The following is a 26,690-nucleotide window of genomic DNA, read 5'->3' as shown; positions in this document are numbered from 1 at the left end:
ACCTTATTGAAACCGGCCCCGGTGTGCACAGCACCGGGGCCACTTTTCCAGCATAACGGGGGGTTCGCGTGATCGGCTTCATACGCTTCGCCGACAATCTGTCGGCCTGGTTCGGCAAGGCATTCGCCTGGCTCATTGTCCTGATGTCGGTCGGCACCGGCTACGAGGTGGTGGTGCGCTATGTCTTCAACAACCCGACAGCCTGGGCGCTTGACGTGTCCTTCATCATGTATGGCACGCTGTTCATGATGGGCGGGGCCTATACGCTATCGCGCGGCGGGCATGTGCGGGGCGATTTCCTCTATCGCCTGTGGCAGCCGCGCAACCAGGCCAAGATCGACCTGGTTCTCTATATCCTGTTCTTCTTTCCGGGCATCACCGCGCTGATCTTCTCGGGCTGGAAATACGCTTCGAAATCGTGGTCGTATGGCGAAGTGTCGGTCAACAGCCCCGCGGGCGTGCCGATCTACCAGTTCAAGACGGTGATCGTCGCCGCCGGTATCCTGCTCTTCATCCAAGGCATGGCGCAGGTCTGCCGCTGCATCCTCGCGATGCGCACCAATGAGTGGCTGGCCGCCGAAGAAGACGTCTTCGAGACCGAGGACCTGTTGATGCAAAAGGCCGCCGAGGCCGAAAAGGACGCACATCCATGACCGATCCGCAAATCGCCCTGATGATGCTGGGGCTGTTCATTGTCTTCGTGTTTCTGGGCTTTCCGATCGCCTTCACCCTCATGGCGATGGGCATCGGCTTTGGCTATTACGCCTATTTCGAAGAGCGCCGCATGTGGCGCGAGTTCAACCGTCTGGACGAGACGGTGGCGAGCACCTGGGACCAGTGGTCCCTTTGGGTCGAGGGGTTCTTCAACAACCGAATATTCGACCTGTTCGTGAACCAGACATTCACGGTGATGTCGAACGAGGTTCTGACCGCCGTGCCGCTATTCCTGTTCATGGGCTATATCGTCGAGCGCGCCAATATCGTGGACCGCCTGTTTTCCACGCTCAACGTCGCGGCCAAGAACATGCCCGGTTCAATGGGCGTTGCCGCGCTCATCACCTGTGCGCTCTTTGCCACCGCCACGGGGATTGTGGGCGCGGTTGTGACGCTGATGGGCCTGCTGGCGCTACCCGCGATGCTCAAGGCGCGCTACGACCCGTCATTCGCCTCTGGCATCATTTGCGCGGGCGGCACGCTGGGCATTCTCATTCCGCCCTCGATCATGCTGATCGTCTATGCGGCGGCTTCGAACGTGTCGATCGTGCGGCTTTACGCGGCGGCGCTGCTGCCGGGGCTGGTTCTGGTCGGGCTCTACCTAGTCTACGTGATCGGGCGCGCGATAATCCAGCCCTCGGCCGCCCCGAAGCCGAGCAAGGAGGAAGTGCCGGACATCCCGATGATCAAGCTCATCCTGATGATCGTGACCTCCTTCGTCCCGCTGGCGTTTCTCATCATGGCGGTGCTCGGCTCGATCCTTTTCGGCCTCGCGACCCCTACAGAGGCAGCCTCGATCGGCGCGCTGGGCGGCATCTTCCTCGCCTTTGTCTACCGGGCAATGACGTGGCAGCGGATGCGCGAGAGCGTCTATCTCACGGTCCGCACCACGGCGATGGTGTGCTGGCTGTTTGTCGGTTCCTATACCTTCTCGGCGGTGTTCTCCTACCTGGGCGGCGAGCATGTGATCTCCGAATTCGTGCAGGGGCTGGACCTCAGCCCGCTGGCCTTCCTGTTGCTGGCACAGCTCATCATCTTCCTGCTGGGCTGGCCGCTGGAATGGTCCGAGATCATCATCATCTTCGTGCCGATCTTCCTGCCGCTGTTGCAGTTCTTCGATGTCGATCCGCTGTTCTTCGGCATCCTCGTGGCGCTCAACCTGCAAACCAGCTTTCTGACACCGCCAATGGCCATGTCCGCCTATTACCTCAAGGGAATCGCACCACCGGAGATCCGCCTGACGCAGATTTTCGCGGGGGTCATGCCGTTCCTGCTCTGCGTTTTCATCTCGATGGCGCTGATGTACATCTATCCGCAGATCGTCTTCTACCTGCCGGAGCTGATGTATGGCGGATAAGGTCGATCTGCTGAGCCTCGACGCCTGCGCGCTGCGCGGGCGTCTGGCAAGCGGGGCGGTGCGCGCGCTGGAGCTGGCCGAGGCCTGTATCGCACGCATCGAAGCGCGCGAGCCCGAGGTGCAGGCCTGGGCGTGGTTCGATCCCGATTTCGTCCGCCACCAGGCCAGGGCGCTGGATGCACACCGGCAGGCGGGGCGGCCCATCGGGCCGTTGCACGGGCTGCCGGTGGCCTTGAAGGACATCATCGACACGGCAAAAATCCCCACCGAGAACGGCTGTGCGCTGGATCAGGGCCGCGTGCCGATCAAGGATGCCGCCATCGTCGAACGGCTGAAGGCGGCGGGCGCGATCATCATGGGCAAGACGGTCACGACCGAGCTGGCCTACATGCAGGCGGGCAAGACCCGTAATCCCCACAATCCCGCGCACTCGCCCGGCGGCTCGTCCTCGGGCTCTGCCGCGGCGGTGGCCGACGGGATGGTGCCGCTCGCCGTGGGCACGCAAACCGGCGGATCGGTGATCCGGCCCGCGTCGTATTGCGGCGTCACCGGGTTCAAGCCTAGCTTTGGGGCGATCCCGCGCACCGGCGTGCTGATGCAGTCACCGACGCTCGACACCGTTGGGGTGTTTGCCCGCACGCCCGCCGATGCAGCGTTGCTGTCGCAGGTACTCATGGGGCACGACACGGGTGATGCGGCGACCGTGGTCGCGCCGGTGCCCGACATGCACGGCATCGCCACCTCGAAACCGCCGGTGAAGCCGGTCTTTGCCTTCGTCAAGCCGCCCGGCTGGGACGAGGCCGATCCGCAGGTGCACGCCGCCTTTGCCGAACTGGCCGACGCGCTGGGAGAGCAGGTGTTCGAGGCCCCGCTGCCCAATGCCTTCGGCGAGGCGGCAGCGATCCGCGAGCGGATCAATTTCGCGGAAATGGCGCGTTATTACTATCGCTACAGCAAGGAGATGGAGGCCCTCGGCCCCCGCACGCAGGAGGCGCTGACCAAGGGTAACGCGATCCTCGCACGCGATTACCTCGCCGCGCTGGACTGGCCCGATGTGCTTTATGCCGGGCTGGACGAAATCTTCGAGCGGTGCGACGCGATCCTCTGCCCCGCCGCCACCGGGCCGGCGCCAGAGGGGCTCGATTTCACCGGAAACGCGATCTTCAACGGGGTCTGGACGCTGACCGGCGTGCCCGCCGTGACGGTGCCCGCCTTCACCGCCGAGAACGGGCTGCCGATGGGGGTGCAGATGGTCGCCGCGCGCGGCAATGACGGGCGGCTCTTGCGCAGTGCGAACTGGTTTCATAACTGGCTGACAGAGGCCGGGGAATGACGAAAGGATGACGACATGAACAGGCTTCTGGCGCTCTTCGCCTTCGTGGTGCTGGCCGCGTTTCTCTATATCCTCGCCAGCGAGATCGGCGAGACCGACCTGTGGATCGTGACGGTCCTTGCCGCCGGGCTCGCGGCCTATGATTTCGTGACCTCCAGCAAGAACAATAGCTAGGCCATGTCCAAACCGGTGATCTGGATTCCGCGCCGCCTGTCGGATGCGACGCTGGAGCGCGCGCGGCGCGACTACGAGGTGATCGTGAACGAGGCCGACACGCCGGGCACGGCCGAGGACATCGTCGCGATGAGTGCAAAGGTGGACGGGATGATCCCCTGCCACTCCGAGCATTTCACCGCGGACGTGGTGGCAAAACTCGACCCCCGGCTGAAGATCGTGGCCAATCATTCGGTGGGCGTCGATCATTGCGACCTCGACGCGCTGAAATCACGCGGCATCGTGGTGACGAACACGCCCGACGTCCTGTCGGACGCCACCGCCGAGATCGCCATGCTGCTGATGCTGGGCGCGGCACGGCACGCGGTGCGCGGGGATCGCCTTGTGCGGCAGGGGCAGTGGGACAGCTGGTCGCCCTCCTTCATGGTGGGCAAGCAGGTGACCGGTGCGCGGCTGGGCATCGTGGGGATGGGCCGCGTGGGCCGGGCATTCGCCGAAAAGGCGCGCGGTTTCGGCATGGAGATCCATTACCACAACCGCTCGCGGCTCGCCCCCGAGGTCGAGCAGGGCGCGGTCTTTCACGAGGATGTCGACAGCCTGCTGGAAGTGGCGGATTTCCTGTCGCTGCATTGTCCGGCGACGCCCGACACGGTCGATCTGCTGAACAGAGACCGCATCGCCAAGCTGCCCCAAGGCGCGGTCGTGGTGAACACCGCGCGCGGTGCGCTTGTGGATGAGGACGCGCTTTTGGCAGGGATAGAGTCGGGTCACATCGCCGCCGCCGGTCTCGATTGCTTCAAGGTGGAGCCGGGCGGCAACCCCGCCTTTGCCGCGCATGAAAACATCTTCATGCTGCCCCATATCGGCAGCGCCACCCGCGCCACGCGCGACGCGATGGGCTTTCGCGCGCTCGACAACCTCGATGCGTTCTTTGCCGGGGATACGCCGGGGGATCGGCTGGTCTAGGTTCTATTCCGCCGCAATGGGCGTGGTGTCCGCCGCGCGGAACATCGCGCGCGACGCGCGCGCGAGCCGCAGGATGGCGGGCGGGTCGACCATCTCGGGCGTGGCCATGAGCCGCGCCAGCCGCCGCCCCGAGAGCATCGAAAGCGGCACGGCGAGCCCGAGGCTCACCGCAATGGGCAGAAGCCACAGCGACACCAGCCCCGCCGCGATCCCCAGCGCCAGAAGCAGACCGCTCACCGTTTCCAGCGCGTGGAACTTGAGCACCGTCGCCGCGCCGTAATCGCCGCCCTTGCGCGCCTGCGGCGACCACATCGGGCGGATGCCCGCGACCGTGCGCAGAACCGCCACCACCTGTTGCACCATCATGATCGGCGCAAACAGGATCGACAGCACGATCTCGGCCAACAGCGACGCCGCGAAGCGCCCCGCGCCGCCGAACCGCACCACCGGCACCTCGCCCAGCAGGACCGCGAGCGCCCCCATCGCCTTGGGTGCGAGCAGCATCGCGTACATGAAGAGCAGGATCATCCCCGACTGCACGCCGCTCATCTCTGGCCAGACCGGGTAGAGGGGATTGTCCGCCGAGAAATAGCTGATGACGCTGTCCGGCCCGTTGCCCAGAAGCGCCCAGATCACCAGCAGGATGAACCACGCGGGCGACAGCAGGTAGCTCATCGCACCATGCAGCAGGTGAAACCGCGACACGACATGAAGGCCCCTGGTGCCCAGCAACGCCAAGTGCTGAAGGTTTCCGTGGCACCAGCGCCGGTCGCGCAGCGCATAGTCGATCAGGGTCGCGGGCGGCTCTTCGTAGCTGCCGCCGATCCCCGGCAGGAACCGCACCGCCCAGCCGGCACGGCGCAAGAGCGCGGCCTCGACGAAATCGTGGCTCAGGATCAGCGCACCCCGACGCCGTGTCAGCGTGGGCATTCGCGGCAGCCCGGCACAATCGGCAAAGGCGCGCGTGCGCAGGATCGCGTTGTGACCCCAGTAATTGCTCTCCGCCCCGGTCCAACCCGCGAGCCCGGCGGACAGGAGCGAGCCGTAGACCGCCGCCGCGAATTGCTGCATCCGACCGAACACCGTCTCCGAGCCGATCACCAGCGGCGCCGTCTGAATGAGCCCCGCACCCGGATCGGCGGCCATCTCGTCGGCGAGCGCGACGATCGCACCGGCGCTCATCAGGCTATCGGCGTCGAGCACCAGCATCGCGTCATGCGCCCCGCCCCATGTTTCGAGCCATTGCCGCAGGTTGCCCACCTTGCGCCCGGAATTGTCGAGCCGGCGGCGATACCAGACCCGCAGACCGGGCGGCAGCGCCCGGCGCAAAGTGGCTAGGGCGCGCCGTTCGGCGAGCGCGATGGCGGCGTCCTGCGTGTCGCTGAGGATGTAGAGATCAAACCGGTGCACCGTGCCCGCGTCACGCAGCGCCATCATCATCGCGCAGGCATTGCCGAACACGTCGGCGGTTTCCTCGTTGTAGACCGGCACCACGAGCGCCACGTCGAGCGGCGAGACAGCCCCGCGCACGCCGCCGCGCCTGTGCAACAGGTGACAGCCCAGCCCCAACGTCGCCGTGGCCACCGACAGCGCAACCCAGAAGAACGTGGCCGTCACCAGCGCCAACAACACCCATTCCAGCCACCACATGCCGCCATCCGACAGCCAGTCGGCAAACGCCCAGGCGAGCCCGCCCGTGGTCGTGACCGCGGGCACAAACGTCGCCGCACGCCGCCACCAGACACCGCGCGCCGGCGGCCACGCGGGCGCACGGGGATCGCGGTGCGCCCGCCGCAGATCCTGCACCGGGTGCGCAAGCGGCGCGGGGGGCGGCATCACGTCACCGCCTGGAAAGGGGGTTACGCCGTCCATTTGTAGAGCCATACCTCTGTCACCGCGCGTCCCTCGTGGAAAAGCTGCGCGCGCATTTCCGCCACGTCCACCTCGCCGGGATCGAAGGAAAACGCGAGCCGCGCCCCGCCGGTTTCGGGGTTGCGCTGAACCAGGCCGTCCGAGGTCTCGAGCCGGTTGGAATTCACGTAGATCACCAACTCGTCTAGGTCCTCGGGCACCGCCGGGTGCGGGGCGAAATCCACGGTTACCACCTGCCGCAGATCGTGTGGAAACCCGCGCCCGATCCGCGTCTCCAGCACCGATGCCACGGGCTTTTGCCCGGGAATTTCGCCGGTCCAGGACATGCGATAGCTGAAGGCGTGTTCGCTGCCTGCCGCCAGCGGAACGCGCGGGCGCCAATAGGCCACGATATTGTCGAATATCTCCTTGTCGGTCGGTATCTCCACCAGCGTCACGGCGCCGCGACCCCAGTCCTCTCCAGGCGTGATCCAGACGCTGGGGCGACGGTGATACTGTGCCTCCAGATCGTGGAAATCTGAATAGCGCCGGGCGCGCTGTGCAAGGCCAAAGCCCCGCGGACCGTCATCAACGAAGCTCGATACCTGGAGCGTGCGGGGATTGCCCAACGGCCGCCACAGCATCTCGCCATTGCCGTTATGGATCGTGAGCCCGTTGCTGTCATGCACAGCCGAACGGAAATCGTTAAACCGGTCGCGGTTCTTGGCGTCGAAATAGAACATCGAGGTCAGCGGCGCGATCCCGGCATTTTCGAGATCGGTCCGCGGCCAAAGCGTGCAGCGCACATCGACATCCGCCGAGGGGCCATAGGGATCGAGCGTGAAATGATACATCCCGGTGACGGAGGGGCTTTCCATCAGCGCGTGAATGCGATGGAGCCGCGCGCCGGGGGCGGGTTTCTCGACCCAGAACCGGGTGAAATCCGGAAATTCCTCGCCCTCTGGCGCGGCTGTATTCACGGTCAGCCCGCGCGCCGAAAGCCCATAGACCATATCGCGGGGGATCACCCGGAAATAACTGGCCCCCTGAAACACGGCATACTCCTGGAAAAAGCCCGGTCTCGCGATCTCGGCCCGGAGCCGGACGCCGGAATAGCCCAGCCGGTCATCGACGGGTAGATCGTCCGGCACGATCTCGTGCTTCTCGTAAAGCGACATGTCGAAGGGCACGCGACGCGCGACGCCGTCCTCGACCATGTTCACCTCGACCGAGTGCGGGAAGTAGAGCCCCGGCGGGAAGAGATCGAATTCGAGCGTCGTGTCGGTCTCGGCCCAGAAGGCTCGCGATGTATCGTAGCGGATCGCGCGATACTGATCATAGGTCAGGTCGCGCCATGCCTGCGGCACCAGCGGGCGCTTGGCATAGGGGCGCGATGCCACTTCGCGCGCCAGGTCGTGCAACATGGCCTCGGAAAAGGGCGCGCCCTCGTCCGCCCGCGCCAGTCCGGGCCAAACGGCCAGCGCGCCAAGACCCTGCAAGACATCGCGCCGGATCATCGCGCCGCCCTCCACGGTTGCGCCTTGAACCAAGACACCGCGTAGGCCACCACGACGAGCGCGGCGAAGCCGATGAAATTCGCCAGTGTCATGTTCCAGGTGTTGCGCCCGATCTGGTCCATCACGAAACCCGACAGCCGCGCAAGGAACATCGAGAAGACGAACACGGCGAGCGACTGCTGCCCCACCTTCAGGATCATCGCGAGCAGGCCGCCCCAGGTTTGTGCCCCGATTCCCCGGCCAACGGCCCTCAGCCGCGCACCGCCATCACCCGCCGCCGCCCAGCACAGATAGGCGAGGGACAGGAAATGCACGTAGCGCAAGATGCCGAAATCAGACTTGTTGAGCAGGCCGCGATTGGCGATGCGCCAATCGCGCGCCCAGTCAAAGCCGAACTCGCGCATCCCGATATGCGACAGCGGCACGTTGGCGAGCACGATCACCAGCGCAAGCGCGATCAGCGCCTTGTTCACCGGTGGTTTCGGTATCCAGCCGCGCATCAGGGCAAACCCGGTAAAGAACACCAGTTGCCAGCCGAACGGATTGAAGAACCACTTGCGATCCGACCACGGCTCTGCCGGAAAGCCGAGATGCAGGTCGATCATGCCCAGCGAGTCGAGCACCGACCGCTGTGCAAAGAGCCAGATCACCGCCATCACGGCGAAAACCGCCCAGACGCTCACCCGGCTCAGCGCCATCATCAGCGGCATCATCACCAGGATGACCATGTACATCGGCAGGATGTCGAAATAGTTGGGCACATAGGTGAGCGTGAACAGCCCCACCAGTTGCGGCCCCGGGTCGGCAAAGAACTTCCACAGGTTCAGCGAGCCGATATAGACCTTGTCGAAATCGCCGAAATGGTCGATCGCCGCCATCAGCGTGGCCACGGCGAAAAACAGCCCGAGATGCGCCCAGTAGACCTGCCAGACGCGGTAACCCACCCGCGCCGACCCAAGCCGCCAGCCCGCCCGGTCGAAGGTGCGGCCAAAGGCGATGGCCGAGGCCATGCCCGAGCAGAACACGAAGATCTCGGTGGCATCCGAAAACCCCCAGCGCGCCGGGATCCAGCTCGTAACGAAATTGCGCGGCGTATGGGCGGCGAGGATGATGAACATCGCCAAACCGCGAAAGAAATCCAGCCGGATATCGCGCGTGCCCGTCGCGGGTGCGGCAGTCGCCGCCTCGCGGGCAGGCGCCCGTGGCATGGCTGGATCGGCAACACTCGTCATGGCGGTGTCGTGTCCTTGCTGATCGTGTCGCGCGCTCACTCGGCCGGCAGGCGCCCGGCCTCGCCCCACTCGCCGCGCGTCTCGGCGATGAGATCGAGCCGGGTGCTGGCATAGCGGTCGTGCCTGCCGGCGCGCCGCGCACTGCGCTCGCCCAGCATCGTTTCGGCGTCGTCAAGGAATCCGGCGCGAATCCCGGCATCGATGCTCAGCCGTTCAAAGATGTCGCGTTGCGCGTGGCTGCCGCCGGCAAGCTGCATGGAATGGCGCGCCTGTTTCAGGTTGAGGAAGGCTGTCTTGTAGTCACCCTCGCCGAAAGCCTCAAGCCCGGACGCCGCCGACAGGCCGGGATTGGCCATGCGCCTCATCATCTCGCTCTCGCCGCCACGCTTGGCATCGGCATGAAGCCGAGTCATCATCCGCCGGATCGCGCTCTTGCGACCGCCGCCGATGAGCGCCAGCAGGTAGTGCAGATCGGCAAAGATGAGACAGGCGTCCTCGGTGCGCGCCTCGCAGATATCGGCCATCTCTTCCCAGCGGTCGCCCACGTCGTGCCCCTCCAGTTCGAGCCGCATCAGCATCGCCGTGCCGTTCGAGATGTCGCGGAAATCGTCTGTGCGGTCCTTGCGTACCTCGGTGTCGTAGAGGTGAAACACCGCCTCTATCTCGTTCTGGTCGAGATGCATCAGCGCCTTGTGCCACCAGACATGGTAACGAAAATTGTTGCAATGCGCCCAGGCGTGTTCGCGCCCCTCCAGCCAGTCGAGCCCGGCGCGCGCATTGCAGGTCATGTCGAAGACATGCGCCACCGCGTGCAGGCCCCAGGCATCGTCGGGCGACACGCTCAGCCCCATGCGCCCCGCCGTTTCGGCGCGGCCATACTCGCCGGTTTCCTCCAGCGAAAAGGCGTGACAGCCGAACAGGTAGCCGCGGGCCGGGTTCTGCACGTCATAGGCGGGCAGGACCGCCTCGATCGAGGCGCGCATCCCATCCTTGTCACCAAGGATGAAGCGGATCGCATGGCTGATCTTCATCGCCAGCGCATCCTCTGGCCAGCGCGTCAGGATCGCCTCCATCTCGCGCACCGAGTCCGAGGGTCGCCCGCCGAGCCAGGCACCCAGCGCGCGCACATAGCCCGTCTCGCGCGGCAGCGGCGCGCCCTGTCGGGCACAAAGCACCGCGGTCTCGTGCGCGGCGCGGGCGGTTTCATCCATTTCGCGCCGCCCCAGCATGAGGCAGAACAGCCCCTTGACCGCGTGCGCCATGGCAAAGCCGGGCTCGGCCTCCAGCACCTTGCCCAGATGCTCGGGCGTCGCGGCGGCGTGGGCAAGGAATGCCAGCACCATCCTGTCCCAGGCCTGAACGGCCTCGGGGGACGAGAGCGAGATGTCATACCCGAATTGATCGTTACGCATGGCCCGGTTTCCTTTCGGCGATACTTATCGGTTTCAGCTAGCCCGCTAAATGTGACACCGGCAACACGGTCGCGAGGGTCCTCACCAATACGTTATTTTCCGGGTTCGGAATGTGACGTGTTGTGCAGCGCCGCTCAACCCTCAGGCGCATGGCGATGCGCGAGAACCCGCTTGCGGCGAAGAAATGGCACAAAATCTGGCCTCACTCGGCCACAGCCGCCCGCGCCACATCCTCGAACACCGCGTCAAGCTCGTCCGCCAGTGCACGCAGCGCCGCGCCCCCCTCCTCGGCATAGGGCGCAAAGACATGGCTCGGCGTCTTGTAGCTGAGCGTCGCGGTGCCGTCCGCCTGCTCGGTGACATAGAGCCGGATCGGCGCCTCAATCCCGGCGGCGACGCTCGCATCAAGCATCCGGCGGGCGTAATCGTTTCGGTAAAGCCCGAAAACGCGGTTACCGGGGATGGTGTGGCCCTGCATCCGCGCCCCGTCCGAGGCGCTGGCCTGCGTGACGATGGCGATGGGGGCCTCGCTGACCGCGTCGCGTACCGCCTGCACCAGATCGGCATATGATTTGTTCGTCTCGTGGACGATCCAGCCGTCGCGCGGCTCGACCGCCTGCGCGGGCGCGGCAAATAGCGCGAGAATGGCGAGAAGTTTCAGAATTCCATGCATGAATAGCCCTCCGGTTTGATACCCGGAGGGCTACGCCTTGCCTCGAGTCGCGGCAAATCACGTGGCCGCGAGCCAAGGTTACAGATCGTCCCGAAGCCGTGACAGAACCGCCTCGGTATCCGCCCCCGTCTCGGGCGGCGCGCGGCGATAGCTGACGGGCGTGCGCGAGAATCTGAGCGGATTGCCCAGCAGCCGCACCTCGCCCGTCGCGGTCTGCGGCGCGGGCAGGGTGATGGTCATCTCCCGCGCCTGCGCCTGGTCGGATTCGAGCGCCTGGTCGATGGTATTGACCGGGCCCACCGGCACCTTGCGCGCCTCCAGCCCGTCGATGACGTCGCGTGTGGTGCGGCGCTCCAGCACCGCGGCGATCATCGGCACCAGCGTGTCGCGATGCGCGAGCCGCTCGCTATTGGTGGCAAAGCGCGGATCACTGGCCCAATCAGGCTGGCCAAGGTAATCGCAGAACCGCGCATACTGGCTGTCATTGCCCACGGCGACGATCACGTATCCGTCGGACGTGGCAAACACCTGGTAGGGCACGATATTGGGGTGCGCGTTGCCCGCGCGGACAGGCGCGGTGCCAGAGGTCAGGTAATTGAGCCCCTGGTTGACCAGCCAGGACATGGTCGCATCCACCAATGCCAGGTCGATATGCTGCCCCTCTCCCGTGGCGTCGCGGTGACGCAGCGCCGCCAGAATACCTGTCGCGGCATAGAGGCCGCAGACCACATCGGCCACGCCCACGCCCACCTTCATCGGCTCGCGCCCCGCCTCGCCAGTGATCGACATGATGCCGCCAAACCCTTGCGCCATCAGGTCATAGCCGGGCTTGTCGCGGTTCGGCCCGGTCTGGCCGAAGCCGGAAATGGAGCAGTAGACAAGACCCGGATAGGCGGCGCAGAGCGTCTCGTGATCGAGGCCGTATTTGCGCAGGCCCCCGGGCTTGAAATTCTCGATTACCACGTCGGCACGGCCTGCCAGATCGCGAAGGCATTTCTGGACCTCTGGATCGGTCAGGTCCACCGCCACCGATTTCTTGTTGCGGTTGACGGACATGAAATAGGCCGACAGGTCGGTGGGATTGCCCTCCGCGTCCAGCGTGAAAGGCGGCCCCCATTGTCGCGTATCGTCACCGGCGAGGCTCTCGATCTTGATGATTTCGGCGCCGAGGTCACCCAAGAGCTGCGTGCAGGTGGGACCGGCCAGAATCCGGCTCAGGTCGAGAATAACGAGACCATCCAGCGGGCCGGGCATGGGCACCTCCTCAGAAACGGTTGTCATAAGAGCCGCGGTCGATCTCGGCGGCGATGACGGTGAAGCGGTCGGCGCCCTGCGCTTCGATCAGCGCGGCACGCAGCTCGGCCCGGCTCGTCACCCGCACACCATTGCCGCCGAACGCGCGACCGATGGATGCAAAATCATGATGGCCGAAATCCACCGCAAGGTTTGTCATCTGTCGCTCGCGCTGTTTCTTTTCGATCAGCGCGAGGCTCGCATCGACGAACACGACAAAGATCACCGGCAGGCCCAGCTCCGCCACGGTCGAAAGCTCTCCGACCACCATCAGGAACCCGGCATCGCCGGAAAAGCTCACCACCGTCGCCTCGGGCGTGGCGAGCTTGGCACCCATCGCCAGCGGCACGGCACAACCCATCGTGCACAGCGCGGTGGATTGCAGCACGGAGCGGGGGTGATGCGTCACCCACATCTGCGACAAGAGGATGCGGTGCGCGCCGCTGTCGACGGTGGCGATGGTGTCTTCTGGCAGCACGCGGCGCGCTTCGTCGATCACCGCCGCCGCGCCCCATCTGTCCGCCACCGGGAACGCCTGCGCCAGCGCCTCGCGCGCCGCGACCACCTCGCCGCCGGGCCACGTGGCGCGCGGCGTCACGCCCTCGGCCATCGCGGCAAGCGACGGCGCACAGGCCCCCACGACATTCATCGTCGCCTGGTGCATGTACTGATGATTGGGCTCGGCGGTGATGTCGATCACGTTGACCGCCGCCGGATCCCATATCTCGCGCCAGCCGGGGCGCATCTCGATCGGGTCGTAACCCACGCAAAGGATCAGGTCGGCCTGCTGCACGAAGGGCACGAGGATACCATCGGCCAGCGGCGACAACCCCGCGCCGCCCAAGCTGAGCGGATGCGTCTCGGGGATGATGCCCTTGGCCTTGTAGGTGGTGATGACCGGGATCGACAGGCGCTCGGCCACCTCGCGTACGGTCCTGGCCGCGCCCTCGTTGACGGCATCGAGCCCCACGACCATCACCGGTCGCTCCGCCGCGGCAAGCCAGCCGCGCGCGCGTGCCAGCGTGGCGTCGTCGGGCACCATCGGCGCGGCGTCGGGGCGGCGGCGCAGGCGCGGCAGGCTCACCCGCTCGTCGGCCACGGAAATCGGCACGTCGATATGCACCGGGCCGGGGCGGCCTTCGGTGGCGATGCCCACCGCCTTGTCGGCGATGATGTCGGCGCCTTGCGCGGTCAGTCGGAACGTGGCCTTGGTGATCGGGGCCAGCACCGCCTCGTGATCGAGGATCTGGTGGGAATAGGTCAGCGCCTCGTCGGCATCGACACAGCCGGAAATCACGATCAGCGGCACCCGGTCCTGATGCGCGTTGGCGATGGCGTTGACCCCATTGAGCACCCCCGGCCCCAGCGTCGCGATCAGGATGCCGGGCGCGCCGGTGCGGTGCCACGTCCCCTCGGCCATGAAGGCGGCGGCGTTCTCGTGCCGCGCCAGCGTCACCTCGATCCCCGCGCGTGCCAGCGCGTCCATCACGGTCAGCACCTCGCCGCCGGGCATGCCGAAGGCATGTCGGCAGCCGGCCTCGTAAAGACGCCGGGCGAGGTGGTCGGCGGCGCGTATGCTGGCGTCGGTCATCGGGGGCTCCTTCTCGATATCCGCACGATTTGTGGCCGAGCTGCCCCGGGACCGCAAGCCGGATTGCGACGAAAGCGGTGGCGGCGCGGCCGGACGCGCCCCATATCCGGGTTGAGGGATGCGGCGAAAGCGCCTAATCAGACCCGAATCTCCTGTTTTCACGGCGTGACCCCGCGCAGGCGAAAGGGCATTTCATGACGAACCACATCTACCAGGCCGATCTGCCCGACGGGCTCGATCTCGGCCCCGTCGTCGCGATAGATTGCGAGACGATGGGCCTCAACCCGCATCGCGACCGGCTCTGCCTCGTGCAGCTCTCGGGCGGCGATGGCGACGCGCATCTGGTGCAGGTGGCCAAGGGGCAGACACGCGCGCCCAACCTCGAGCGGCTGCTGACCGACCCGGACGTGCTCAAGCTCTTCCATTTCGGGCGGTTCGACATCGCGGCGATGTATCACGCCTTTGGCGCGCTCGCCGCCCCGGTCTATTGCACCAAGATCGCATCGAAGCTGGTGCGCACCTATACCGACCGGCACGGGCTGAAATACCTGCTTCAGGAATTGCTGAACGTGGATATCTCCAAGCAACAGCAAAGCTCGGACTGGGGGGCGGAGACACTCAGCGAGGCACAGCACGCCTATGCCGCGTCGGATGTGCTTTACCTGCACCGGCTGCGCGAGACGCTCGACGCGATGCTCGCCCGCGAGGGGCGCACCGATCTGGCCCAGGCCTGTTTCGAGTTCCTGCCCGTGCGCGCGCGGCTCGACCTCGCCGGATGGCCCGAGACCGACATTTTCGCCCACTGACCCGATGGCCCGCGCTGACAACACCTATTCGCGCATCGTGGCGGGGATGAAAATTCTCCTGCCGCTCGTGGCGCTCGGGCTGTTGTCCACCCTGTTTCTCATTTCCAACACCATTGATCCGTCCGGCCCCGTGCCGACCGCCCCCATCGACCTCGAACAGCGCGCGCAGAGCCTCGGAGTGACGCGCCCCAGCTTTGCCGGGATTTCCGGGCGGGGAGACGAGATCAAGATGCGCGCCGATGTCGCCTGGCCCGACCCCGACGACATGCGGCGTCTCATAGCCGAACGCATCACCGGCGAGATTGGCCTGATTGGCGGGACCGTGCTGAACCTGAGCGCGGCCAACGCCCGGCTCGACCAGACGAAGATGACAGCAATGCTCGAAGGCGCGGTCCATATCACCAGCACGACCGGCTACGAGATCGACACGGACCGGCTCGACACCCGCCTCGACGCGCTCTACGCCAAAAGCCCCGGGCCGGTCACCGCCACCGGGCCGCTGGGTGACCTGGACGCCGGGCACATGATCCTGCGCGAGGCCCCCGGAAGCGGCGATGCCGAATTGGTTTTCAGCGGGGGCGTCAAGCTGGTATACCGCCCGAATATCGAGAAGGAACAGGACCAGTGACGATGTTTGCACGCCTTGCCGCCGCCATGGCGCTTTTGTGCCTGCCGGTCCTGGCGGGAGCGCAAGGCGCTCCGGTGGCGTTCGGCCAGGTTCAGAGCGACCGTTCTCTGCCGATCGAGGTGACCTCCGACAATCTCAACGTCAACCAGGCCGACAACACCGCGCTCTTTACCGGCAGCGTGGTCATCTCGCAGGGCGCCATGCGGCTGTCGGCCCCGAGGGTGCGAGTGATCTACCTCGCCGACCAGAGCGGGATAGAATCGCTTGAGGCGACCGGCGGCGTCACCCTTGTCAGCGGCGAGGACGCCGCCGAAGCGGCGCGCGCCGATTACAACATCACCACCGGCATGATCGAACTGCGCGGTGACGTGCTGCTCGTGCAGGGTGACAACGCGATCACCGGCGAGACCGTCCTTGTCGATACCGCCGCGGGCACCGCCCGCGTGAGCGGGCGGGTCAAGACCGTGCTGCAACCGGGTGGCGATCAATGAGCGCGGCAAGCCTCAGCCTCGCGCACAGCAACGACGCGACCGGCCTGCGGGTCGAGAACCTGCGCAAGAGCTACAGCAAGAAGCTGGTGATCCGCGACGTCTCGCTCTCGCTCGATCAGGGAGAGGTGGTGGCGCTGCTCGGTCCCAACGGCTCGGGCAAGACCACGACATTCTACGCCATCGCGGGCCTCATCCATCCCGAGGGCGGGCATATCTTTATCGATGGCCGCGACGTGACGGCGCTGCCGATGTATCGCCGCGCCAAGCTCGGGATCGGCTACCTTCCGCAGGAAATGTCGATCTTCCGCGGCCTCTCGGCCGAGGACAACATCATGGCCATCCTCGAGATCACCGAGCCGTCACGCGCACACCGCCGCGAGCGGCTCGAACAGCTCTTGTCGGAGTTCTCCATCGAACACCTGCGCCGCGCCCCCGCGCTCGCATTGTCGGGCGGCGAGCGACGCCGCGTCGAGATCGCGCGCTGTCTCGCCGCCAATCCGCGTTACCTCTTGCTCGACGAGCCGTTTGCCGGGGTCGATCCGATCTCGGTCGGCGATATCCGCCACCTCGTGGCCGACCTGAAGAAGCGCGGCATCGGCGTGCTGATCACCGATCACAACGTGCGCGAAACGCTAGAGATCGTGGACCGCGCCTATATCCTGCACGATGGCAAGGTGCTGATGTCCGGCAGCCCCCGCGACGTCGTCGATAACGAAAACGTGCGCCGGGTCTATCTCGGCGACACATTTCGCATCTCGTGATCGCCTGCGCAAATCGGATTGACAAAGGCCCGGCAAGGGGCGTCAATTGTATCATGACATGTGGTGATCGCACGCCGGATTCCCGATCATCCCCACGCGGTGGGGCGGGCTTCGGCCAAGATCAGGACATGTCCCCTATCTGCATCGAGAACCGGGCCTGACCACGCGCGCACACCCTGTGCCGCGCCAGTCCGTGGAATAAAAGGAGGCAAGATGCGCTATCAAATCAGTGGAAAGCAGATCGACATCGGCGAAGCCCTTCAGACTCACGTCAAGGACGAGCTTGGCACGGTGGTGTCGAAATACGCCGAACGCCCGACCGACGCGCAAGTGACATTTTCCAAGAATGCGAGCGAGTTCGCCTGCGAGGCCGTCGTGCATCTTTCCACCGGGCTGACCGCACAGGCCAAGGCCAAGGCGCACGAGATTTACGCCGCCTTCGATGCCTGCAGCGAGAAGATGGAGAAGCAGCTTCGCCGCTACAAGCGCCGCCTGAAAGACCATCACAAGGACCGTTCGGAACCGGTTGAACTCACCGGCGTGTCCTCGTATATCCTCTCATCGGATGTGGGCGGGGCCGAGGACGAACCCGACAGCCTGCAACCGATCATCGTGGCCGAGATGGAGACACAGATCCCCTCTCTCTCGGTCGGAGAGGCGGTGATGCAGATGGAGCTTGCTGGCGCGCCGGTGCTGGTGTTCCGCAAGGAAGGCAAGGAGACGGTCAATGTCGTATATCGCCGGGATGACGGCAATATCGGCTGGATTGACCCCTGATCGAGGATGACCGGCAAGCCGGTCGATACGTCATAAAATATGGATTTAACCATGCTCCTCAAACCCGAGGCCGTCCGTGCATTGTCCGGCGTCAGCAGCAAGAAGCGCCTGATGAACGAGTTGGGCGCGCTGGCAGAGGCGGCCTATGACGTGCCGCATTCCGATGCCATCGACGCCCTGCTGGAGCGCGAGAGCCTCGGGCCCACGGGCGTTGGCAACGGCGTCGCCCTGCCACATGCGCGGCTCGACGGGCTCGACCGGGTGGTGGGCGCGCTCGCCGTGCTCGACAAGCCGATCCCGTTCGACGCGGTGGATCGCCAGCCCGTGGACCTCGTCTTCGCACTCTTCGCGCCGACCGATTCGGGGGTCGAGCATCTCAAGGCGCTGGCACTGGTCTCGCGCACCCTGCGCGACACCGCGTTCTGCGCCAAATTGCGCGCCAACCACGACAGCGCGACGCTCTACACCATCGTGTCAGAGGCTCAGGCGGCGCAAGCCGCCTGAGCCCTACGACGCCCAATCGGCGAAGCCAAAGGTCACGTAGTCGCGCTGGTAAACGGCGCGCGTCAGGCGCTCGATCTCGTCATCGTAGATATCGCCGAGCTCAAACGGCCCCGTCGGCACCACCGAACCCGGCGCTTGCGGTGCCGCGACCCCCACCTGCCGCGCCACCGCCACGAGCCCCGCCGCCATCTCTTCCTCGCGCAGGATCGCGTCGGGCGCGCCAAATTGCGCCATCCCCTCGATCACCGCCGCCTGCGTCGCCCAATGGGCATCCACCCGGATCGCGGTCTGCCCGGCGAGGTTGGCCTTGAGAAACCCGAGAAACCCGGCGAATGCCGCGCGATGCGCCGCCCGGTCATAGCCCGGATCGGGCCAATCGGCTGGGATCGGCAACTTGTAGGCCTTGCGCAGGGTGCGCCGGATGCTGTTAAAACAGCCCGGCCCCGGCACGAGGATCCGCTCGCAGAACGCGGCATGTGCCCGCGCCACCGGGTGGCGCAGCACGGTGAACCACCGGTGCCCCGGCTTGCCCCGCATCCACCGCCGCAGCGCGCCCTGGTTGAGCCGGGTGGGCAGCGTGTCCTCGGGCACCCCATCAAGCGCGGCCAGCCACGCGCGCACTTCCGCCTCTGGCCCTCCGCGCACCGGCATGTAGACAAGCGGCGCATGCGCGGCGGTGACGAAACCCGGCACCGCCGCGCCCCTGCGCGGCTCGAAATTCGGCGTGCGCGACAGGTCGAACCGGTCGAACTGCGCCAGCGCCCGCGCCATCTCGTCGTAATTCTCGACCTTGCGTTCCAGCGGCTCGGGATTCTGCGGCTTGAGCGAGGCATCGAGCGCCTCGAGCCGCGCCTCGCAGCCGAGATAGCGCGCCAGCCCGTTCATCACCTCGACCGATTGCAGATCGTCGTAGCCGATGTAGAACGCCGTCTGTCCGCTGGTCTGAAGCCGGTTGAGCAGCACGAGCTGAAACGCCTGGTGCCGCGCGAGATGGCCCTCGAATTCCTCGGCGTCAAAACGCACGGTGCTGTCGCGCCGCCGCTTGACGTTGGTAAGCTTCCACTGTCCCGTTGCCTGCGCGATCTTCCACGACACGTAGCTGTCCACCGGGTTGCGCGTCAGCACGATCTTGGCGCAGCGCGGATCGTCCAGCATCGGGTCAAGCACCCGCGCATCGTGATCGTGAAAGAAGCGGAATCCGCCGATACCCTGCGACTGCCCCTTGATCGCCCCGATCAGGCGTGCCGGCTCCTCGTCGCGCATGGCCTGCGTTATCCCCAGCAGCTCGGTCCGGTTCGGATAACCGATGAAATGCGGATTGAACGCCTCGCCGTGACACTCGATCCCGTCGAACGCATTGAGATTGCTCTCCAGGAAATTGGAGCCGGTGCGCATCTCCGCGAAGATCACGAAATAATCGAAACCCGCCGTCATCGCCCGCTACCGCACAAGGTAGGGCCTGCCCCGGTTTCCCGGTGGCTCGTGGACCCCGGTATCGGCCCGGAAATCGCCCATCAGGTAGGGATGCATCCCCTGGTTCTTGAGGTTTTGCAGGAATTGCCCGAAGCCGCTCAGATCGGCCATGCGCGGCACCTCGGCCAATCCGCGCGGATTGCTGTGGCCGATCTCGTCAAGGACGCTCTGCAACGGCTCCATCGGCGATTCGACGAATTCCGCCATCGTCCATATCCGCACCCGCGCCCGCGCCCATTGCGAGCGCAGCACCTTGAGATGCTCGGCCTCGACATGCTGGAGCCGCGCCGCCTCGCTGCGCAGGTCGGCGAAATTGGCGTTGGACTGAAACAGCGGCACCGCCCACGCACCCGAGATCACCGAAATCTGCGCGTTCGGGTCCTTGGCGATGTCCCACTCGATATCCTCGACCTCGTCGCCCGGGCCCATCTGAAAACATTGCCGCTCGCCGCGCGTATTCCAGATCAGGCTGGTGAGAAAGGCGCGCTTGTTGTAGTCGCGCAGCGCCGCGCTGTCCGACAGCGCCCCGGCCATCACCGCCTGGCCATCGGCAAACTCGGCGCGCGCGGGGGCGAACAGGTGGCCATGAACCCGCATTCCCGTCACCCGCGCCAGCCACGGCTCGAAATTCTCGAACAACTCGACGAACCCCTCGAACACCGAATACGGTGCGCAGGTCGTTCGGTTCTCGCGCCCCTCCACCGGGAACCGGCTCTGCATCAGCAGGCCCGGCCGCCCGCGCACGCGCCGCTCCACCGCCTTGGCGAAAATACGGTCGATCTTGCCCGGGTTGGGCTCGGTCCGCTTCATCGCGCTGGCCTGATCGGTCAGGAACGCCTCGTAGAGCCGGTTGGCATAGGGCCATATCTTGCGCGCCACGAAACAGTCCGACCGGCGCAAGAGCTGGAGGTGGTCGTCGTAAAAGATATGCGGCTTGCCCTGGTAGTCGAATTTCGACAGCGTCAGCGACCGGCTCTCGATCTGGCGGGAATACTGCCGCGCCAGGGTCTGGAAATAGCTCTCATCGGGGATCCACACCTTCGAGAAGTAGCGGTCGTAGACCGGGCGCTCCGGGTCCTGAAGCACCGCCGAAAGCGTCTGCCGCGTGAGGCACCACCACTGGCTGCCCATGTGGGGCACGATGCCGTTGGGGATGCGCCGCCGGAATCCCACTGCGCGTTGCAGCGCCACGTATTTGTCAAACAGATACCGGTTCTTGCGCCAGGAAAACGGGAACCGCAGGGTAAATCGCTCCTCGTCCAGCCCGCCGATTGTCCAGGGCACATCCGCCGTCGTCGCGCTCTCGATGAAATCGGTATGCGGGCGCGCCGCGAGATAGTCGATCAGCTCCTGCACCGGGCGCAGCGGCAGGCAGGACCCGGACGCGAGGTAGACATGCCGCACGTCGGGAAACGCGCGCAGCATGACCTCCGAGGCATCCTGCGTGGCCGCCACCAGCCCCCACATGCCCCATTCGCAGCGATGGCGTTTGGCAAAGCGCAGGTCCGGCAGGTCCGACAGCGCCTCGACAAAATCGGCGTGGGCCTTGCGCGGCACCGATTTGTCGACGTGGATCGCCAGCGGACAGCCCGACGCCGCCCAATGGCGCGCAACCTGCTCGGCCCGGCCAAAGGCGGTATGAACCAGCATGACGATGCCGAGGCTCATGTCGCTGCCATTCCCTGTCCCCTGGCCCTGCCTCATGCCCAGTTGCCCTTGGACATCAGCCCAAGGATCTCCAACTGCCGCCAGTTTATATACTTTTCCGACCACTTGCACCAAAGTTCGGGGTTGTCGCGCACATGCGCGGCATAGGCCTTGTACTCGACGCTGCCCGCGTAGTGCTGACCCCGGCTCAGCTCTTCCTCGGCCTTGGTGGCAAAGGTGTCGAGAAACTTGGCGTGCAACAGGATGCCGCTCGCCTTCTCGCCGCCCCACTCGTCATAGGTGAGGTTGAGCCCGCGCGGCAGCAGCATGTGGGTAGAGCTGTCATAGGCGTAACGCCGGTCCCAGCGCACCAGCGGCGTCTTGTTGAGCGCCGGCGCCTTCTTGGGCCGGTCGGCGAAAAACACCCGCGCCCGCGGCCCGCCCTGTATCCACAGGTTGCCGTAGAGGCGGTTCTTCTCGACCATGTAGTTACCAGAATCGAACCAAGCGGCGATCTCTATCGGGTCCTGCCCGGCGCGGTAGGGCACCGCGTCGATGCGCCCCTTGGGATACATGTCCAGCAGCATCGCGCCAAAGGACTTGACCGCGCTGGAATCGAGCCAGTCGGTCAGCGCCCGGATGGGTCGCGTGTCACAGAACGGGTAGACAAGGAATTCGTCGGGATCGACCACCAGCGTCCAGTGCCCGTGGCCATAGCGCGCCTGAAGCCAGTTGAGCCAGTCGACGCCAAAGCGTGACCGCTTGTAGCTCGCCTTCGTGGTCCAAAGCGACACATCGGGCTGCCGCGCGAGATACTCGGTTCCCCCGTCGCTGCTGTCATTGTCCACGATCAGGAAATGCGCGATCCCCAAGTCGCGGTAGTACTTTAGAAAATAGGGCAGCCGCACATATTCGTCGCGCAGCGTCGAGAACAGCAGCACTTGGCCGGGGCGGATCTGTCCGGTGCGATCGGATACCGGGCGCAGCGAGAAATGCTTGCGGAACGCACGTATCTTGGCCCGTTTGCGCCTGAGCCGCATCCGGTATGATTGCCAAACCCCCAAAGCGATCCCCTAAAAATCCCTGTCGTCACCACACTACCCGAGACCGGTTAATACAACCCCGCATTGGAACAGATTGCCACTATTCAGAGAATTGTTGCGGTATCGGCAACAGATTGAACGGCATCCTATTTCGGCGAGCGTTTCGCGAGAATACGCTGCAACGTGCGCCTGTGCATGTTGAGCCGCCGCGCCGTTTCGCTCACGTTGCGGTCGCACAGCTCATAGACCCTCTGGATATGCTCCCACCGCACGCGGTCGGCGCTCATCGGGTTCTCGGGCGGCGGCGGCAGGTCGACATCGCTGGCCAGGAGCGCGTTGGTGATATCGGTCGCGTCGGCAGGCTTGGACAGGTAATCCGTTGCCCCGATCTTGACCGCGGCGACGGCGGTGGCAATGGCCCCGTAACCCGTCAGCACCACGATCCGCGCATCCGGCCTGCGCTCGCGGATCGTCTCGACCACGTCGAGCCCGTTGCCGTCCCCGAGCCGCAGGTCGCAAACCGCGTAGGCGGGCGGGCGGGCCAGCGCGCTTGCGCGGCCCGCGGCGACCGAGTCGGCAATCTCCACCTCGAATCCGCGCTTTTCCATCGCCTTGGCAAGCCGCCGCAGGAACGGCTCGTCGTCATCGACCAGCAGAAGCGTCCTGTCCTCGCCGATATCGAGTTGTTCTGCGGTCATTGCCGACCTCCCTTGCGCGTATCCGTGCAAGGGGTTGTAGCCCGTGGACTATTCGGCGTCAAAACAAACGCGTCAAGAGGCCGCGTCGGCGAAACAGGCGATCCGGTCAGCCATCTGCTCGGGTGTCACATCGCGGCGAAAGAACTCGACAAAGCCGTGCCCGGGCAGGCTCAGATAGCTCATCGTCGAGTGATCCACGAGGTAGAACTCCTCCGCGCCTTCCTCGGGTTCCTGCGCCTGATAATAGGTGCGATAGGCCTTGGACGCGGCGCGCACCTGTTCCTCGCTGCCGGTGAGGCCCAGCATCCGGGGATGCAGGTAATCGGTGAACTCCGCCATCACCTCGGGCGTGTCACGCTTTGGGTCAATCGAGATGAACACCGGCTTGACCATGTGACCGCGTTCTTCGAGCAGGTCCACGGCGGCGGCGTTGCGCGCGGCATCCAGCGGGCAGATATCGGGGCAGAAGGTATAGCCGAAATAAATCAGCGTCGGCTTGTCGATCACGTCCTTGTCGGTCACCGTCTCGCCGGTCTCGCTCACAAGCTCGAACGGCCCGCCGATCTGCGCGGCCCCGCCCGCCACGTTCGACGCCCGGCACTGGGCAAAGCGATCCTCGGAATCGGCGTCGCCAAAGCCTGCGACATACATGGCCCCAAGACCCGCGACGGCGATGGCGGCGGCGGCAATGGCAATCGTGCGGATCATCGGTCTCTCTTGCCTCGGTCAGGTTCCGGTGCAACCCTCTACCTTCGATCCTTGGTTCACACAATGGGACGTGTCCGCGCAGATGTCCGATATCTCCCCCGACAGCTTCCCGTCCGGCCACGGGCGCAACTGGATCCGCCTCAAGACGCTCACGCTCTTGCGCTGGTGGGCGATCGCCGGGCAGGCCAGCGCGCTTGTCGTCGCCGAACATTTCTTCCACCTCGACCTGGAAATGGGGCTGTGCTTTCTCGTGATCGGCGTGTCCGTCGCCTCCAACCTCGTCGCCACCTTCGTCTTCGCCGAGACCAAGCGCCTCGCCGAACAGGATGCGCTCCTCGTGGTGCTGTTCGACATGCTGCAACTTGGCGTGCTGCTCTATCTCACCGGCGGCATGAACAACCCGTTCTCGATCCTGATCGTCGGTCCGGTCACCGTCTCCGCCTCGGCGCTGTCCGGTCGCTCCACGGTGTTCGTGGGCGTGATGGCCATCGTCATCGTGACGCTGCTGATGCAGTTCCACCTGCCGCTGCGCACAGTGCAGGGCGAGGTGCTGCGCGTGCCCGACATCTTCCGCTTCGGCAACTGGGTGGCCATCGTCATCGCGGTGGTGTTTCTCGGGGTCTATTCGCGCCGCGTCGTGCAGGAGGTGCGCACCATGTCCGACGCGCTCCAGGCGACGCAGATGGCGCTCGCGCGCGAGCAAAAGCTCACCGACCTGGGCGGCGTGGTGGCGGCGGCGGCGCACGAACTGGGCACGCCGCTCGCCACCATAAAGCTCACCAGCACCGAATTGGCCGATGATCTCGACGACCGCCCCGACCTGCGCGAGGACGCGCTGCTGATCCGCGACCAGGCGAATCGTTGCCGCGATATCCTTCGCTCGATGGGCCGTGCCGGCAAGGACGACCTGCACCTGCGCCGCGCCCCACTCACCGCCCTGGTCGAAGAAGCCGCCGAGCCGCATGTCGATCGCGGCAAACGCATCCGCTTCCGCCACGGCGCCAATGGCGACGACCCGACGACGCAGCCCACGGTGCTGCGCCGCCCCGAGATCATCCACGGCCTGCGCAACCTGATCCAGAACGCCGTCGATTTCGCGCGTGAGACGGTCATCGTAGAGACCCGCTGGAGCGACCGCCGCATCACGCTGCGGATCATGGATGACGGGCGCGGCTTTCCCCCGGACATGATCGGCCGCCTGGGCGAGCCGTTCATGCGCCGCCGCGGCGCCGCGCCCGATCCGCACAGGCCGGGCTACGAGGGCATGGGACTTGGCCTCTTCATCGCCAAGACCCTGCTGGAACGCTCGGGCGCGGATCTGACCTTTACCAACGGCACCGACCCGCCCGGCGCCCTCATCGAGGTAAGCTGGCCACTCGCCGCAATTGCCGTCACTGACGAGACCGGGGCCGCCGGTCTGGGCGAGAACCGCCCGTTCTCCGGCTGACTGCCCGGATCGACGTTAAGCCCGTCTTAACCAGTTTGCGCAACGCTGGACGCGATGACAGCGGAGCGGATGGATGGCGGCGATGGCGATGACGGAAATGGTGATTCTGGCGGCAGCGGCGCTCGCGCTCTCGGTCGCGGCGCTGTGGATCGCGGGGGCGCTGCTGCCCGCGCCACGTCGCGCGCCCGCCGCACCGCCCGATCCCTCCGCGGCCACCTCCACCTTTCTGCTGCGCGACGGCGCGCTCATCGACACCGACGCGGACGAGGGCGCGCTCCCGCCCACTCAGGACGACACCGGCGATGACTGGGCGCGGCTCACCCGCTGGCTGGCACCGCGCTTCGTGCTGCCCGGCCAGCCGCCCGGGGGAACGCGTCGCTACACCGCGCAAGACCCCGAAACCGACCCCGCCACGCTGGAGGTCGAGACCGGCGGCCCCCGCACCCGTCTCACCCTGCGCGACCCGCGCGCCGCCTGCTCGGCAACGCGCCACGCGCTTCTTGCACACCTCCAGGAAACCTCACGCCAGGGCGTGGCGCTCTCGCGGATGCCGATGCCGGTCTGGCTGCGCGACAAAGAGGGGTGTGTGACCTGGGAAAATGCCGCGGCGGCGGCCCTGCCGCCCGACGACCGGGCGCAGCTTCTGTCAGCCACGGGATCGGCGCGCGTCGCGCTCGACAGCCCTCCACGCTGGTTCGATCTCGCCAGCCACGACGACGCGAGCGGCACTCTGGTCTTTGCCACCGACGTTACCCCCCTCGTCCGCGCCGAGGAGGCGCGGCGCGACTTCGTCCAGACGCTGGGGCGCAGCTTCGCCGACCTGCCCACCGGCCTCGCCGTCTTCGACCGCGCGCACCGGCTCGCCATGTTCAACCCGGCGCTCGCCGATCTCACCGGGCTCGACCCCGTGTTCCTCAGCGGGCAGCCGGAAATCTTCTCTTTCTTCGACATGCTGCGCGACCGGCAGGTCATGCCCGAGCCGCGCAACTATTCAAGCTGGCGCGGCCAGATCCACGCGATGATCGACGCCGCCCATGACGGCCAGTACCGCGAGGTCTGGAGCCTTGCGACCGGGCGCACCTACCGCGTCACCGGGCGGCCGCATCCCGACGGCGCGGTGGCCTTCCTGATCGAGGACATCTCCGACGAAATCTCCGCCACCCGCCACCAGCGCGCCGAACGCGACGTGCTGCTCGCGGCGCTCGACCGCGTGGACGACGCCATCGCCGTGCTGTCCCGCGGCGGCGGGCTGGTGTTTTGCAACCGCCGATTCGCCACGCTCACGCGGCTCGACCCGGGCGCACGAGAGGCCGGGATGCCGCTCGACGCCGTGATCGACACCTGCCGCGCGCGGTTTCCCGATGACACGATCTGGCAGGGGGTGGCCGTCCACCTCGACGCCGACAGCCAGCCGCAAGCGATGACTGGGCAGCTTGCGCGCGACACCGGCCCCGCGCTGGCCCTGAGCCTGGTCCCGCTCGGCCCCGGCCAGGTGATGCTCACGCTGCGCCGCGCACCGCCGGAACACACCCGGGCCGCGCTCTCCGCCTGACCGCCTGATCGCCGCATCGCGCTTGCAGGCGCGCGCGGGCCA

At 66.0% G+C, this 26,690-nt stretch carries 25 protein-coding genes; 13 read left to right on the top strand and 12 right to left on the bottom strand.

The window, feature by feature from the left end; all coding sequences use genetic code 11:
- Positions 1–68: 68 nt before the first annotated feature.
- Genes C6W92_RS02010 through C6W92_RS01995 form a run of 5 tightly spaced genes read left to right on the top strand, consistent with a single transcriptional unit; the run spans position 69 to position 4,544 of the window.
- Positions 69–653: a TRAP transporter small permease subunit gene (locus C6W92_RS02010; RefSeq protein WP_129431401.1), complete on the top strand. Its 585-nt coding sequence runs from the start codon at positions 69–71 to the stop codon at positions 651–653.
- Complete coding sequence (locus C6W92_RS02005; protein ID WP_129431400.1) at positions 650–2,071, top strand: TRAP transporter large permease subunit; 1,422 nt, start codon at positions 650–652, stop codon at positions 2,069–2,071. The genes C6W92_RS02010 and C6W92_RS02005 overlap by 4 nt, the downstream gene beginning before the upstream one ends.
- Complete coding sequence (locus C6W92_RS02000; RefSeq protein ID WP_129431399.1) at positions 2,061–3,404, top strand: amidase; 1,344 nt, start codon at positions 2,061–2,063, stop codon at positions 3,402–3,404. Before C6W92_RS02005 ends, C6W92_RS02000 begins: the two co-directional genes overlap by 11 nt.
- Before the next feature lie 15 nt (positions 3,405–3,419).
- A complete protein-coding gene (locus C6W92_RS17605) occupies positions 3,420–3,578 on the top strand; it encodes a hypothetical protein (protein WP_164989156.1) in 159 nt (52 codons plus the stop codon).
- A gap of 3 nt (positions 3,579–3,581) precedes the next feature.
- Complete coding sequence (locus C6W92_RS01995; protein WP_129431398.1) at positions 3,582–4,544, top strand: D-glycerate dehydrogenase; 963 nt, start codon at positions 3,582–3,584, stop codon at positions 4,542–4,544.
- Positions 4,545–4,547: 3 nt separating this feature from the next.
- Here the strand turns inward: C6W92_RS01995 and mdoH are convergent, their stop codons facing one another.
- The 7 genes from mdoH to C6W92_RS01960 all read right to left on the bottom strand — a co-directional run bounded on the left by mdoH (position 4,548) and on the right by C6W92_RS01960 (position 14,113).
- Positions 4,548–6,416, bottom strand: coding sequence for a glucans biosynthesis glucosyltransferase MdoH (mdoH, locus tag C6W92_RS01990; protein WP_129431397.1), 1,869 nt, complete (start codon positions 6,414–6,416; stop codon positions 4,548–4,550).
- Positions 6,404–7,912, bottom strand: coding sequence for a glucan biosynthesis protein G (locus C6W92_RS01985; protein WP_129431396.1), 1,509 nt, complete (start codon positions 7,910–7,912; stop codon positions 6,404–6,406). The genes mdoH and C6W92_RS01985 overlap by 13 nt, the downstream gene beginning before the upstream one ends.
- Entirely contained in the window at positions 7,909–9,120 is a 1,212-nt protein-coding gene (locus C6W92_RS01980; RefSeq protein WP_241691042.1) for an OpgC domain-containing protein, read from the bottom strand. Before C6W92_RS01980 ends, C6W92_RS01985 begins: the two co-directional genes overlap by 4 nt.
- A gap of 59 nt (positions 9,121–9,179) precedes the next feature.
- A complete protein-coding gene (locus C6W92_RS01975; protein WP_129431394.1) occupies positions 9,180–10,556 on the bottom strand; it encodes a tetratricopeptide repeat protein in 1,377 nt (458 codons plus the stop codon).
- Between the two features lie 202 nt (positions 10,557–10,758).
- Complete coding sequence (locus C6W92_RS01970) at positions 10,759–11,229, bottom strand: DUF302 domain-containing protein (protein ID WP_129431393.1); 471 nt, start codon at positions 11,227–11,229, stop codon at positions 10,759–10,761.
- Between the two features lie 78 nt (positions 11,230–11,307).
- Positions 11,308–12,483: a CoA transferase gene (locus C6W92_RS01965; RefSeq protein ID WP_129431392.1), complete on the bottom strand. Its 1,176-nt coding sequence runs from the start codon at positions 12,481–12,483 to the stop codon at positions 11,308–11,310.
- A 10-nt stretch (positions 12,484–12,493) separates the two neighbouring features.
- Positions 12,494–14,113: a thiamine pyrophosphate-binding protein gene (locus tag C6W92_RS01960; protein ID WP_129431391.1), complete on the bottom strand. Its 1,620-nt coding sequence runs from the start codon at positions 14,111–14,113 to the stop codon at positions 12,494–12,496.
- A 194-nt stretch (positions 14,114–14,307) separates the two neighbouring features.
- Here C6W92_RS01960 and C6W92_RS01955 point away from each other — a divergent pair, with 194 nt between their 5' ends.
- The 6 genes from C6W92_RS01955 to C6W92_RS01930 all read left to right on the top strand — a co-directional run bounded on the left by C6W92_RS01955 (position 14,308) and on the right by C6W92_RS01930 (position 18,080).
- Complete coding sequence (locus C6W92_RS01955; protein ID WP_129431390.1) at positions 14,308–14,919, top strand: ribonuclease D; 612 nt, start codon at positions 14,308–14,310, stop codon at positions 14,917–14,919.
- 4 nt (positions 14,920–14,923) lie between these two features.
- Entirely contained in the window at positions 14,924–15,547 is a 624-nt protein-coding gene (gene lptC, locus C6W92_RS01950; RefSeq protein WP_129431389.1) for an LPS export ABC transporter periplasmic protein LptC, read from the top strand.
- Between the two features lie 2 nt (positions 15,548–15,549).
- Positions 15,550–16,038 (top strand): lipopolysaccharide transport periplasmic protein LptA, encoded by a 489-nt coding sequence (gene lptA / locus C6W92_RS01945; RefSeq protein ID WP_241691041.1) that lies wholly within the window; start codon positions 15,550–15,552, stop codon positions 16,036–16,038.
- On the top strand, positions 16,035–16,799 hold the full coding sequence (gene lptB / locus C6W92_RS01940) for an LPS export ABC transporter ATP-binding protein (protein WP_129431388.1): 765 nt from the start codon (positions 16,035–16,037) through the stop codon (positions 16,797–16,799). Before lptA ends, lptB begins: the two co-directional genes overlap by 4 nt.
- 213 nt (positions 16,800–17,012) lie before the next feature.
- Entirely contained in the window at positions 17,013–17,576 is a 564-nt protein-coding gene (gene raiA, locus C6W92_RS01935; protein WP_129431387.1) for a ribosome-associated translation inhibitor RaiA, read from the top strand.
- A 39-nt stretch (positions 17,577–17,615) separates the two neighbouring features.
- On the top strand, positions 17,616–18,080 hold the full coding sequence (locus C6W92_RS01930; RefSeq protein WP_129431386.1) for a PTS sugar transporter subunit IIA: 465 nt from the start codon (positions 17,616–17,618) through the stop codon (positions 18,078–18,080).
- 3 nt (positions 18,081–18,083) lie between these two features.
- On the opposite strand, the gene C6W92_RS01925 is transcribed toward C6W92_RS01930, so the two are convergent.
- The 5 genes from C6W92_RS01925 to C6W92_RS01905 all read right to left on the bottom strand — a co-directional run bounded on the left by C6W92_RS01925 (position 18,084) and on the right by C6W92_RS01905 (position 23,649).
- Positions 18,084–19,514, bottom strand: a complete 1,431-nt coding sequence (locus tag C6W92_RS01925) for a nodulation protein NodH (protein ID WP_129431385.1) — start codon at positions 19,512–19,514, stop codon at positions 18,084–18,086.
- A 6-nt stretch (positions 19,515–19,520) separates the two neighbouring features.
- Positions 19,521–21,221, bottom strand: a complete 1,701-nt coding sequence (locus C6W92_RS01920; protein ID WP_129431384.1) for a beta-1,6-N-acetylglucosaminyltransferase — start codon at positions 21,219–21,221, stop codon at positions 19,521–19,523.
- Positions 21,222–21,253: 32 nt separating this feature from the next.
- Positions 21,254–22,240: a glycosyltransferase family 2 protein gene (locus C6W92_RS01915; RefSeq protein WP_104018231.1), complete on the bottom strand. Its 987-nt coding sequence runs from the start codon at positions 22,238–22,240 to the stop codon at positions 21,254–21,256.
- A gap of 149 nt (positions 22,241–22,389) precedes the next feature.
- The gene (locus C6W92_RS01910) at positions 22,390–22,941 is read right to left on the bottom strand and encodes an ActR/PrrA/RegA family redox response regulator transcription factor (RefSeq protein WP_104018230.1); all 552 of its coding nucleotides are present in this window, start codon (positions 22,939–22,941) and stop codon (positions 22,390–22,392) included.
- A 72-nt stretch (positions 22,942–23,013) separates the two neighbouring features.
- A complete protein-coding gene (locus tag C6W92_RS01905) occupies positions 23,014–23,649 on the bottom strand; it encodes an SCO family protein (protein WP_129431383.1) in 636 nt (211 codons plus the stop codon).
- Between the two features lie 82 nt (positions 23,650–23,731).
- On the opposite strand from C6W92_RS01905, the gene C6W92_RS01900 reads away from it, so the two are divergent.
- Together C6W92_RS01900 and C6W92_RS01895 are read left to right on the top strand one after the other, a co-directional pair.
- Positions 23,732–25,096 (top strand): ActS/PrrB/RegB family redox-sensitive histidine kinase, encoded by a 1,365-nt coding sequence (locus C6W92_RS01900; protein WP_129431382.1) that lies wholly within the window; start codon positions 23,732–23,734, stop codon positions 25,094–25,096.
- A 73-nt stretch (positions 25,097–25,169) separates the two neighbouring features.
- A complete protein-coding gene (locus tag C6W92_RS01895) occupies positions 25,170–26,648 on the top strand; it encodes a PAS-domain containing protein (RefSeq protein ID WP_129431381.1) in 1,479 nt (492 codons plus the stop codon).
- Positions 26,649–26,690 lie beyond the last annotated feature (42 nt).

Origin of the sequence: Roseovarius sp. A46, assembly GCF_004126395.1 — a bacterium.
In the GTDB taxonomy this organism is placed as follows: Bacteria; Pseudomonadota; Alphaproteobacteria; order Rhodobacterales; family Rhodobacteraceae; genus Roseovarius; species Roseovarius nitratireducens.
The sequence above is the reverse complement of the archived record's forward strand: the minus strand, read 5'-3'. Positions and strand labels throughout refer to the sequence as shown.